Below are 12,194 nucleotides of genomic sequence, written 5' to 3'. Positions count from 1 at the left end.
AAAAACAATTATCTATATACCCAAAATTGAAATTTGCTTACTGTTTAAGCCCCTTGACAGCGAATAAGACATATTCTACCCCTTATCATAATAATACCATGTAGCATTCTAAAGAAAAAAGATGCAAGTCTTAACATGTAAAGTTTTTAGATATATTACTTTTTGTGATTTGCAATAAGCGTAAAAGGCTATTCGTTTAAATTCTTTTTATAAAAAAAACCTGCAAAATTGCAGGTTTTTTATGTGTACATTATGAGATTACAACTCTAAGGCCTTTTTAATATCTCCATTCATCAGTAGCTCTACAGGATTTTCTAAAGCCTCTTTAATAGCCACTAAGAATCCGACAGATTCTTTACCATCTATAATTCTATGATCATAAGATAGTGCTAAATACATCATAGGTCTTATTTCTACCTTTCCGTCGATTGCTACAGGACGCTCTATGATATTGTGCATTCCTAAAATACCACTTTGAGGTGGATTGATAATTGGGGTAGATAGCATACTACCAAATACACCACCATTAGATATAGTAAAGGTACCACCTGTCATTTCATCTACGGTAATCTTCCCATCACGAGCACGTAAAGCAAGACGCTTTACTTCTGCCTCTACTCCTCTAAAGCTTAGGTTTTCTGCATTTCTAATTACCGGAACCATTAAACCTTTTGGTCCAGATACAGCTATACTAATGTCTTTAAAATCATAGGTTATCATTTCTTTACCATCAATCATACTGTTAACGGCAGGATACATATCTAGAGCACGCACTACAGCTAAAGTGAAAAAAGACATAAAACCAAGACTAACTCCGTGTTTGTCTTTAAAAGCCTCTTTATATTGTTTACGCAAATCAAAAATTGGCGACATATCTGCCTCGTTAAAGGTAGTAAGCATTGCGGTTTCATTTTTAGCTCCTACTAACCTTTCTGCTACTTTACGTCTAAGCATAGACATTTTTGTGCGCTTTTCACCTCTACTTCCTGGACCTGGAGTTCCCATAGAAGGTTTTGCCTTGACAGCATCTTCTTTGGTTATACGTCCGTTTTTACCAGTACCCTTAACGCTACTAGCATCAACGCCTTTTTCATCCATTATTTTTCTAGCGGCTGGAGAAGGTGTACCACTAGCATAATTATCATCTTGCTGTTGTGCCGGTGTAGAAGGTTTTGAAGGCTCCTCTGTCTTTGCTTCTGCTTTTTCGCTATCGGTTTTGCTGCCAGCTGATTCTTGTCTTTTTTTCTCCTCTTCTTCTGCGCTTTTATCATCACCGCCTGGTTTCTTGGCATCGGTATCAATTAAGCAAACCACCTCACCTACTTGAACGGCATCACCTTCTTCCGCTTTGAGCGTAATAATACCACTTGCTTCGGCAGGTAATTCTAGGGTTGCTTTATCACTATCTACTTCTGCAATAGCTTGATCTTTTTCTACATAATCGCCGTCTGATACAAGCCATTCTGCAATTTCAACTTCTGTGATTGACTCTCCCGGTGAAGGGACTTTCATTTCTAAAGCCATAATTTCTATTATTTCGGTATCGGTTTTATTTTTTATTTATCTTGTGATTTGTCAAATACAATATCTATCACCTTATTGTGTCTTTTCTTAAATCTTGTCGCACTACCAGCGGCTGGCGCACCATAAAATTTACGGCTTGCTACTCTAAATGATTTAGCCTCCTCAAGGTGTAGAAGCAAATGACTCCAAGCTCCCATGTTTCTCGGTTCTTCTTGAGCCCAAACTACTTCTTCGGCGTTATTATATTTGGCAATTGTTTCTTTAATTTCATTTATCGGTAGTGGGAAAAGTTGTTCTAACCTCACCAAAGCTACGTCATCTCTACCTTCTTTCTCTTTACGCTCTAATAAATCGTAATAGAATTTACCCATACAAAACACTAAAGATTTTATGTTTTTAGGGTTTTCCACCTCATCATCGATAAGCGGTTTAAAACTTCCCTCAGCTAACTCTTGTTTAGTAGACACTACTTTGGGGTGTCTCAATAAACTTTTTGGTGTAAAAACAATTAAAGGCTTTCTAAAGTTAGATTTAATTTGCCTTCTGAGCAAATGAAAAAAGTTAGCTGGTGTAGTACAGTTTGCTACGTACATATTGTCTTTTGCACAAAGTTGCAAGTAACGTTCCATACGTGAAGATGAGTGCTCGGCACCTTGACCTTCATACCCGTGAGGCAACAGCATTACAAGACCATTTTGCAGTTTCCATTTATCTTCGGCTGATGAGATATATTGGTCGATTACAATTTGAGCTCCGTTGCTAAAGTCTCCAAACTGAGCTTCCCAAATGGTCAATACATTAGGATCTGCCATGGCATAACCATAATCGAAGCCTAACACGGCATATTCAGACAATAAACTATTGTAGATATATAGCTCACCTTGATCTTCGCTTATTTTATTATGAAGAATAATTTCTTCTTCACTTTCCTCAACTTTTAAAACAGCGTGTCTATGTGAAAAGGTACCTCTTTCAACATCCTGCCCTGTCATACGCACGTCATGGCCCTCTTCTAATAAACTACCATAAGCTAATAGCTCTGCCAATCCCCAATCTAATTGGTTTTTCTCAAAGTACATATTTTCCCTAGCTTTAATAAGTCTAGTAATCTTCTTTAAGAATTTTTTACCTTCAGGTAATTGTGTAATCCTTTTGGCAACACGATCTAATTTCTCTTGGTCATAGCTAGTGTCTACCTTCTGCATCATTTCTGTTTCAGAACCATAGCTAAGGCCTTCCCACTCCTCTTGCATTATAGGAGTAATAATGGTAGTATCTTCTTTTTTAGAACTTTCAAAATCTTGTTCTAAGAAAGCTTTGTATTCTTTTTCAAGCTCTTCAGCGTAAGCTTGATCTATAACGCCTTGGCTGAGCAGTTGTTCTTTATAAATCTCTTTAGGATTTTTATGCTTAGCAATGGCTTTATAAAGTTTAGGTTGTGTAAAACGCGGCTCATCTCCTTCGTTATGTCCGTATTTTCTATAGCCTAATAAATCAATAAACACGTCTTTACCAAACTCCATTCGATAATCTAAAGCAAACAACATGGCGTGTACAACCGCTTCGGTATCATCTGCATTAACGTGTAAAACAGGCGAAAGGGTTACCTTTGCTACGTCTGTACAATAAGTTGAAGATCGCGCATCGAGATAGTTTGTGGTAAACCCAATTTGGTTGTTTACTACTACGTGAATGGTTCCTTGCGTTTTATAACCGTCAAGCTGAGCCATTTGAATGGTTTCATAAACCACTCCTTGTCCAGCAATTGCAGCATCACCATGAACTACTATAGGTAAGACTGCTTTTGGTGTATCTAAATAATGTCTATCTTGTTTTGATCGGGTAATTCCCTCTACTACAGGCCCTACTGTCTCTAGGTGTGATGGATTTGGTGCAATGTTTAAAGTAATACCTTTACCGCTATCGGTTTTACGGCAAGATGTCCATCCCAAATGGTATTTTACATCGCCATCAAAAATTTCTTGTTCGTAATCTTTTCCTTCAAACTCGCTAAAAATATCTTTGGGTGCTTTACCAAATATATTGGTAAGCGTATTTAGGCGACCTCTATGAGCCATACCCATAACAAATTCTTTAACCCCTTTTTCTGCTGCTTTTTCTATTAAAGCATCTAAACCCGGAATTAAACTCTCGCCACCTTCAAGCGAAAAGCGTTTTTGACCTACAAATTTTGTATGCAAAAACGACTCAAAACCTACGGCTTGGGTAAGTTTATTTAAAATTTGTTTCTTTTGTTTTGGTGTAAACTGCGGTTTGTTTTCGTTAACGTTGAGCCAGTTTTGAATCCATTTAATTTCCTCTGGCTTGCGCATATGCATATATTCTACTCCAATTGAAGCACAATATACTTTTTGCAAATGATCTATTATATTTTTTAAAGTGGTCTTGCCCAGGTCTAAAATTTCTCCCGCAGAGAAAGTCATTTCTAGATCGGCTTGACTCAGCCCGAAATTATCGATATCTAAAGTAGGTGCGTATTTTCTGCGCTCCCTTACCGGATTTGTTTTTGTAAACAAATGCCCGCGCGTTCGGTAAGCATCAATTAATTGAACTACCTTAAACTCTTTCTTAAGCTCTTCAGGAAGCTCAACTGGTGCTACTGAGGGACTGGCATTATTGGATTGTACCGCTTGTGAATTAGGAACAGGCCGAAGCTCTTGCTCTTCTTGAGACTCTTTTACTCCAAAGTCGAAACCTTGAAAAAAAGCCCTCCAACTAGGTTCTACGCTATCGGGATGTTGCAGGTATTGATCGTATAGCTCTGCAAAGTATGCGGTATGTGCCGCATTTAGAAATGAAAATTGGTCCATGTTTGGATGCTAATCTTATGTTTTTATAAACATTTCAAAAATACAACATTTCATATACATGACCAGTTTATAAACATAAATTTATGTTATAGTCCTATTTAAATTGCAAAGTAGAACTTCTACATAAACAAACTTATACATTACGGGTCATTAAATCATTAGCGAAAGTTGTAAACCTTTGCTTTTTTTCTGGTTTCATTTCTAAATCTTGCAGGTGTTTTAATGCAGTACTGGTGTATTTTTCTATTTCTTGTTTGGCTAACCCAGCTGCCCCACTTTTTACAAACAACCCTCTTACGGTTTCTATTTTCTGGGCAGGATTTAAGGGACTTATTGAATATAAATGCTTTAATTGTTCACTTTCGTCTTGATCTAATAGTTCAAGTGATTTTAGGTACAAAAATGTTTTTTTATTCTCTATAATATCTCCCCCAATTTGCTTACCAAAGGTTTCTGGGTTGCCGAAGACGTCAAGATAATCATCTTGCAATTGAAAGGCTAGACCTAGATTGCAGCCGAAATCATAAATAAGTTGTTCATCTTTTTTACTTGCATTAGCAATTATAGCCCCCATTTGAAGTGCTGCCCCCACCAATACAGCGGTTTTGTATTTAATCATTTGAAGGTATTCTGGAATACTTACTAAATCACTCTCTTCGTAATCGACGTCATATTGCTGACCCTCACAAACCTCTATGGCCGTTTTTGTAAATAACTGGGCTAACTGCTTAAAAGTATCACTATCGTAATTCTCAAACAGTTGATACGCATTGATTAACATGGCATCGCCAGAAAGGATTCCTGTATTGATATCCCACTTTTCATGAACAGTATCCTTACCTCTGCGCAAAGGAGCATCGTCCATAATATCATCGTGCACTAACGAAAAATTATGAAATATCTCTATAGCCAATGCGGCATCTAAGGCTTTTTCAACATCGCCTTCAAAAGCATCTGTTGCCAGAAGCGTTAAAATAGGTCGAAGTCGTTTACCACCTAAGTTTAAAATGTATAAAATTGGTTCATATAAATTCTTAGGTTCCTTTAGGTCCACCTTCTCATTCATATATTTTAAAAAGTGCTCTCTATACTTCTCAACTTCTACCATGATATAATATCTAAAATATGGGCTAAAATATTAATTTTTACAGAAACATCATCAGTTTTATCGCTTAACTAAAGTTTAACAGAAAAAAACAAAGAAACTACAATAGTATAAAAAGTTTCTTTGCTTAATTTTGCAGTGTGAAAGACAAGATTCTAAAAACGGCTACCGATTTATTTTTAAGCTTTGGTTTTAAAAATGTAACCATGGATGCGATCGCCCAAAATCTAGCCATATCTAAGAAAACCATCTACACCTATTACACCAACAAAAACGAACTTGTAGATTCATGCTCGCATTATTTATTTTGCCAAATTAGTACGGGTATAAACGCTATTCTTGATCAGAATTTAAATGCTATAGATGAAATGATTGCCATTCATCAATTTATCATCAATTCTTTACGGGAAGAAAAAACTTCGGTTCAATACCAACTCAATCGTTATTACCCCAGCGTCTATAAGTCTTTAAAAGAAAAAAAGAGTAAAAAGATGTTGTTGGTAATACAAAATAATCTAGAAAAAGGAATGGAGTCAGGTTGCTATCGTGAAGATTTAAATCCAAAAATGGTAGCAGAATTTTATCGCACCTTGATTGAAGGAATCCGTAACAATAAAAATCTTTTAACAGATCACTTAAGCATAAACACTATTATATATAATTTTCTTGATTATCACCTGAGAGCAATAGTAAGTCCGCTTGGGTTAAAACACTTAAAATCTCTTAAAACTTCAAATTCATGAAACAAATAGTCACATTTTGCCTGGTTTTATGCACTTGCATTACTCAAGCACAAGAGTTGGCAAAATCGTACACTTTCACCTTAGAAGAAGCTATTCAATTTGCGTTAGACAGCAGCTACACAGCAATCAATGCAAAGCGAGATATTACAAAAGCTATGAAACGAAAGTGGGAAACTACCGCCGATGGTTTACCTCAAATTAATGCAGACATTGCTTACCAAAACAATATAAAACAACCTGTAAATTTACTTCCTGCAGAACTTGCGGGCGGGCAACCGGGTACATTTATCCCAGTAGTGTTTGGGACCAAACAGAATATGAATGCCACCGCTACCGCTTCACAATTACTTTTTGACGGTTCTTATATTGTAGCGGTACGGGCAGCAAAAACCTATCTAAAATACACCAATACCAACGCAAGAAAAACAGCTTTAGAAATTAGGCAAGACGTAATCGATTCTTACGGGAATGTACTATTGGCCAAAGAAAGCGTTGAGATTCTTAAAAGTAATTTAGCTACTCTAGAAAAGAATTATAGAGAAACAAAAGCTATATATGAAAATGGTCTACAAGAAGAAGAAGCTGTAGAGCAGTTAGAGATTACTTATTCACAAGTGAATAACCAGTTGAATAATGCAAAACGCTTGGTAAAAGTTACAAAAGATATGCTCAACCTAACCTTAGGTATTCCTTTAGAACATCAGGTAAATTTAGCTGAAGATTTAAACGATCTCACCGAAGAAAATATTAGTCTAGGCTTGATGAATGAAAATTTAATTCTAGAAAATACAATAGAATACCAATTAGCGCAAAATTTAATCGAGCAACGCACCCACGAATATAACCTAGAAAAAGCCAAAGCTTTACCACGATTAACCACTTTTTTAAACTACGGTACAGCTGCTTTTAGTCAAGAATTTAGTTTTTTAGACAGCGACCAAAATTGGTTTCAATCTTCTATGTGGGGCGTAAATCTTTCTATTCCTATATTCAGTTCATTAAAGCGTAGTGCTAAATCTGCTCAAGCCAGAATTGCATTAGAGCAAGCCGAAACGCAATTTACACAAGCTCAAGAGCAAATTCGGCTAGCGGTGGAGAAAGCTCGTAATGACTACCAATTTGCCATTGAAAATTACCAAACCGCTAAGCGTAATCTAAATTTAGCAGAACGCATTGAAAAGAAAAATCAAATAAAGTTTCAAGAAGGATTAGCTTCTAGTTTTGAATTAAGACAAGCTCAAACCCAATTATACACCACCCAACAAGAATTTTTAGAATCTATGGTGAATGTCTTGAATGCAAAGGCGGCATTAGAAACCTTATTAAACACACCCAATATAACTCTAAGTAACAACTAGTATGAAAAAATCAATTAGCTTATTAATTATATTCATTAGTCTTTGGAGCTGTTCAAATAAACAGGCCAATATTGAAGAAGTGTTAGAAAGTAATGATATGGAGCGCTTACGCGAAATGAAATCACAACTTTCACAACAACAGATGCAAATCAAAGATGATTTAACCAAAATAAATCAAAAGTTACAGAAGTTAGATACCACAGACCAAAGTAGCTTAGTCACTACACTTGAATTAAATGACACCTTATTCAAGCATTATCTAGAAATTCAAGGAGATGTTGACACCGATAAAAATATCGTAATATATCCAGAATATAGTGGAATTCTAAAAAGCATATCCGTAAAGGAAGGTGATCAAGTTCGTGCAGGTCAAATTTTAGCGCGTATAGATGATGGCGGTTTGAGTAGTCAACTTGCTCAAATAGAGACCCAATTATCATTGGCAAAAACCACTTTTGAACGTCAAGAACGTCTATGGAAACAAAAGATAGGTAGCGAAATACAATTTTTAGAGGCTAAATCAAACTTTGAGTCCGTTCAAAATTCAGCCAAGCAATTACGTGCTCAATTGGCTAAAACGATTGTACGGGCACCATTTTCGGGCACCATAGACCAGGTTATTGCCGACGAAGGTCAAGTGGTAAATCCAGGACAAAACGCTCTTTTTAGACTGGTTAATCTAGATGAAATGTATATTACCGCAGAGGTTCCCGAAAGTTATTTGGGTAAAATTAATAAAGGCACAGAGGTACAAATTCAATTTGCTGCTTTAGACAAATCTATAGCTGGCAGCATAGATCAAGTAGCCAATTATATTAATCCTAATAACCGTAGTTTTGAAGTTAAGATAAATTTACCAGCAAAAACTCAAGGCATAAAACCTAACCAAATTGCTACTTTAAAAATAAACGATTATACTGCTCAAAATGCGATTGTTATTCCGCAAAGCATTTTACAGGAAAACGCTGCTGGAGAACATATAGCCTATGTTTTCAAACCTACAGAAAACAATAAAGGCGTAGCACACAAACGCGAAGTAAAAACGGGCTTAACTTACGACAATAAAATCGAAATTAAAGCAGGATTGAAAGCCGGAGAAATAATAATTATTGAAGGGGCTCGAAGCATGCGCGATCAACAAAAAGTGAAAACCAAAGCATAATGGCAAATAAAAATACCTATAAAGATTTTTCTATATCTACTTGGGCGATAGAAAACAGCATGACTGTTTTTGTTATCATTAGTATCGTTTTGTTAGGAGGCCTTTTAAGTTACTACAGTATGCCCCGAGAGGCTTTCCCAGAGGTAGTAGAAACCAAGATTTATGTTAGTTCTATTAATCCGGGTAACGCTGCAGAGGATGTAGAAAAATTTATCACCGAACCTCTTGAGGAAGAATTTAACAACATAGCTGGGGTTAAAGAAATAAGCTCAAGCACCTTACAAGATTACTCAATGGTAATCGTAGAATTTGAAGAAGACGTTTCGGTTTCAGATGCTAAAGTAAAAGTAAAAGATAAAGTTGATCTGGTGAAAGCTGAAACTACTTGGCCAACACTAGACAATGGCGCCAAAGTAGAACCTAACGTTTTCGATTTAAATATCTCTGAAGAGATGCCAATCTTGAATGTAAATTTAACGGGAAACTTCACAGTGCCTCAGCTTAAAGATTACGCCGAGTATCTGCAAGATAAGATTGAAATTTTACCACAAATTAAAGAAGCAACCATACGAGGTGCCGAAGAAAAAGAAGTAGAAATTGCAGTAGACCTTTATAAAATGACCGCTTCTAAGGTGAGTTTTGATGATATTATAAACGCTGTAAATTTTGAAAATAAAACTATCTCGGGAGGTAATGTAACCACAAATGGAGTCGAAAAAAATATTCGGGTTGTTGGGGAGTTTGAGAACCCAAAAGAAATTGAAGATGTAATCATAAAACGTGAAGGGGGGCTTGTTTATTTACGAGACGTAGCAAAAGTTAATTTTTCTGAGAAAGATGCTAGCACCTTTGCACGAGAATATGGGCAACCTGTGGTAATGCTTGACATTAAAAAAAGAGCAGGTAAAAATATGATTGAGGCGGTAGAAAGCATCAAGGATATCATTAAAAATGAACAAGAAAATTACCTGCCAGAGCAACTACATATTAGCTTAACCAACGACCAATCTATAAAAACCGAAAGCCAAGTTGATGACTTGGTAAACAACATTATTTTTGGAGTTATTTTAGTGGTTGGGGTTCTTATGTTTTTCTTAGGATTTAGGAATGCATTATTTGTAGGAATCGCCATACCGCTCTCTATGTTCTTGTCGTTTATCATCTTGTCTAGTATGGGCTTTACCTTAAACACCATGGTGCTTTTTGCTTTGGTAATGGGTCTGGGTATGTTGGTAGACAATGGTATTGTAGTTGTTGAAAATGTTTATACGCTAATGAGCGAAGGCATGCCACGAATTAAAGCAGCCAAACAAGGATTAGGAGAAATTGCTTGGCCTATCATCGCTAGTACAGCTACCACCCTAGCAGCTTTCTTCCCCCTTGGACTTTGGCCAGGAACCATTGGTAAATTTATGGTTATATTTCCCATTACCTTGTCGGTAGTATTGGGGTCATCGCTTTTCGTAGCCTTGATCATCAATTCTATGCTTACCTCTAAGTATATGCTGGTTCAGGAAAAACAAGTAAGTCGCAAACGTATAATCTTTATAACCGCTATTGTTGCAATATTCGGATTAATCCTCCTGATTTTAGGCTTTGTAGCCGATTCTGGATTACTGCGTGGTTTAGGAAACCTAGCTATTCTAATTTTTATTTTAATATGGGTATACCGCCTATTTTTGGTTAAAGCAGTTGATTATTTTCAATATAAATCACTAAAAAAATTAGAAAATTTCTATGAAAAAACTCTAAAGTTCGCTTTACGCGGAAAACGGGCTTATTTGTTTTTCTTTGGAACTTTAGGTCTTTTGATCTCCAGTTTTGCTCTACTTGGTGTGGTTCAACCAAAAGTTTTGTTTTTCCCTGAAAACGAACCTAACCAGATAATCACCTATATCGAATACCCCGAAGGTACGGCTATAGAAAAAACCAACGCACTCACAAAGCAAATAGAAGAGCGTATTTTTAATAGTATTAAAAAATACGAAGATGCAGACGGTTACAACTATATGGTCGAATCTGGAATTTCTCAAGTGGGTCAGGGAGCTGGAAACCCACAAACCGATGGAGGCCAACAGAATGAAATGCCTCATAAAGCAAAAATTACTCTCTCAATGCGTGAGTTTAACCTTCGTAGAGGAGTAAAAAGTAGTACGGTTTTATCTGAAGTACGTGAGGCGGTAAAAGGTTTTCCCGGTGTTTCTATCATCGTTGAAAAAGACCAAGCAGGACCTCCTACGGGCTATCCAATAAATATAGAAGTTACAGGAGAAGATTATAACGAATTACTTCACGAAGCCGAACAAATGCGTGCTTATATCAATGATTTAAAGCTTGAAGGTATAGAGGAGCTTAAAATTGATGTTAACAAAGCTAAACCAGAACTCAATGTAAGTGTTGATCGGAAAAAAGCGGGAAGACTTGGAGTAAGTACTGCTCAGATAGGTCAAACGCTTAGAAGAGCCATTTATGGCGAAGAGATTTCTACTTATAAAGAAGGTGACGATGATTACGAAATCAATATAAGATTTGACGAAAGTAAACGATTTGATGAAAGTGCATTGTTCAATCAGCCCATTACTTTTAAAAACCAAAATACGGGTGAAATTATGCAAATTCCTATCTCAACACTCGTAAATAAAAGAGAATCGGCTGCCTTTAGTGCAATTAAAAGAAAAGATTTAAAAAGGGTGGTTACCGTGTACTCAAACGTTCTTACGGGATATAATCCTACCGAAATCGTTAATAAATTAAAATCAGAGCTAAAAGGCTACGAGCTTCCTAAAGATGTTAATTTTAAATTTACTGGAGAGCAAGAAGAACAAGAAAAAAATATGAGCTTCTTAGTGAAAGCACTGCTAATTGCACTTGGAGGTATCCTATTGATTTTAGTGGCCCAATTTAATTCTATCTCTAAACCCATAATTATTTTAATGGCAGTAATTTTAAGTCTTGTAGGGGTTTTATATGGTTTAATTGTTTTTCAGATGGATTTTATCATTATCATGACCATGATGGGTATAATTTCTTTGGCCGGAATTGTGGTAAACAATGCTATTGTCCTTATCGATTATACCCAAATTCTAATTGACCGTAAAAAAGAACAATTGAAAATAGACTCAGACCAACTACTTAGCAAAAAACAGTATTTTGAAGTTATTGTTGCGGGAGGAAAATCAAGATTGAGACCTGTTTTGTTAACTGCTATAACCACGGTTTTAGGTTTAATTCCGCTCGCAGTTGGTTTAAATATAGATTTCTTTAGTTTATTTACAGACTATGACCCACGTGTGTATATTGGTGGAGACAATGTTATTTTTTGGGGACCCTTGGCCTGGACAGTGATATTCGGGCTCATATTTGCCACCTTCTTAACTTTAATTATTGTGCCTATTATGTTCTACCTTAGTAACCGTGCCAAAATAAGATTTAAGAAAAAAGCAGTGGCTTAAAATTTATCTTGAAAAATAA

General features: G+C 36.1%; 7 protein-coding genes. 4 read left to right on the top strand and 3 right to left on the bottom strand.

Annotated features, from left to right (window positions below; all coding sequences use genetic code 11):
- Window positions 1-258: 258 nt before the first annotated feature.
- From odhB to ACFSQ0_RS10000, 3 genes are all read right to left on the bottom strand, one after another.
- Window positions 259-1,524: a 2-oxoglutarate dehydrogenase complex dihydrolipoyllysine-residue succinyltransferase gene (gene odhB / locus ACFSQ0_RS10010; protein ID WP_379047708.1), complete on the bottom strand. Its 1,266-nt coding sequence runs from the start codon at window positions 1,522-1,524 to the stop codon at window positions 259-261.
- A 32-nt stretch (window positions 1,525-1,556) separates the two neighbouring features.
- Complete coding sequence (locus ACFSQ0_RS10005) at window positions 1,557-4,355, bottom strand: 2-oxoglutarate dehydrogenase E1 component (protein ID WP_379047705.1); 2,799 nt, start codon at window positions 4,353-4,355, stop codon at window positions 1,557-1,559.
- A gap of 133 nt (window positions 4,356-4,488) precedes the next feature.
- Window positions 4,489-5,463, bottom strand: coding sequence for a polyprenyl synthetase family protein (locus tag ACFSQ0_RS10000; RefSeq protein ID WP_379047702.1), 975 nt, complete (start codon window positions 5,461-5,463; stop codon window positions 4,489-4,491).
- 137 nt (window positions 5,464-5,600) lie between these two features.
- Between ACFSQ0_RS10000 and ACFSQ0_RS09995 the strand changes: the two genes are divergently transcribed.
- Genes ACFSQ0_RS09995 through ACFSQ0_RS09980 form a run of 4 tightly spaced genes read left to right on the top strand, consistent with a single transcriptional unit; the run spans window position 5,601 to window position 12,175 of the window.
- The gene (locus ACFSQ0_RS09995) at window positions 5,601-6,203 is read left to right on the top strand and encodes a TetR/AcrR family transcriptional regulator (protein WP_379047699.1); all 603 of its coding nucleotides are present in this window, start codon (window positions 5,601-5,603) and stop codon (window positions 6,201-6,203) included.
- A complete protein-coding gene (locus tag ACFSQ0_RS09990) occupies window positions 6,200-7,561 on the top strand; it encodes a TolC family protein (protein WP_379047696.1) in 1,362 nt (453 codons plus the stop codon). The genes ACFSQ0_RS09995 and ACFSQ0_RS09990 overlap by 4 nt, the downstream gene beginning before the upstream one ends.
- A gap of 1 nt (window position 7,562) precedes the next feature.
- A complete protein-coding gene (locus tag ACFSQ0_RS09985) occupies window positions 7,563-8,723 on the top strand; it encodes an efflux RND transporter periplasmic adaptor subunit (RefSeq protein ID WP_379047693.1) in 1,161 nt (386 codons plus the stop codon).
- Window positions 8,723-12,175: an efflux RND transporter permease subunit gene (locus ACFSQ0_RS09980; protein WP_379047690.1), complete on the top strand. Its 3,453-nt coding sequence runs from the start codon at window positions 8,723-8,725 to the stop codon at window positions 12,173-12,175. The genes ACFSQ0_RS09985 and ACFSQ0_RS09980 overlap by 1 nt, the downstream gene beginning before the upstream one ends.
- The last annotated feature ends 19 nt before the right edge of the window (window positions 12,176-12,194 follow it).

It is taken from the genome of Mesonia sediminis (genome assembly GCF_042684705.1).
In the GTDB taxonomy this organism is placed as follows: domain Bacteria; phylum Bacteroidota; class Bacteroidia; order Flavobacteriales; family Flavobacteriaceae; genus Mesonia; species Mesonia sediminis.
Note: the sequence above shows the minus strand (reverse complement) of the source record. Positions and strands in the feature narration are given on the sequence as shown.

Bases quoted from the DNA above. Each gene is read 5' to 3' on its own strand.
- odhB (WP_379047708.1), bottom strand. From the start codon at position 1,524: ATGGCTTTAGAAATGAAAGTCCCTTCACCGGGAGAGTCAATCACAGAA.
- ACFSQ0_RS10005 (WP_379047705.1), bottom strand. From the start codon at position 4,355: ATGGACCAATTTTCATTTCTAAATGCGGCACATACCGCATACTTTGCA.
- ACFSQ0_RS10000 (WP_379047702.1), bottom strand. From the start codon at position 5,463: ATGGTAGAAGTTGAGAAGTATAGAGAGCACTTTTTAAAATATATGAAT.
- ACFSQ0_RS09990 (WP_379047696.1), top strand. From the start codon at position 6,200: ATGAAACAAATAGTCACATTTTGCCTGGTTTTATGCACTTGCATTACT.
- ACFSQ0_RS09985 (WP_379047693.1), top strand. From the start codon at position 7,563: ATGAAAAAATCAATTAGCTTATTAATTATATTCATTAGTCTTTGGAGC.
- ACFSQ0_RS09980 (WP_379047690.1), top strand. From the start codon at position 8,723: ATGGCAAATAAAAATACCTATAAAGATTTTTCTATATCTACTTGGGCG.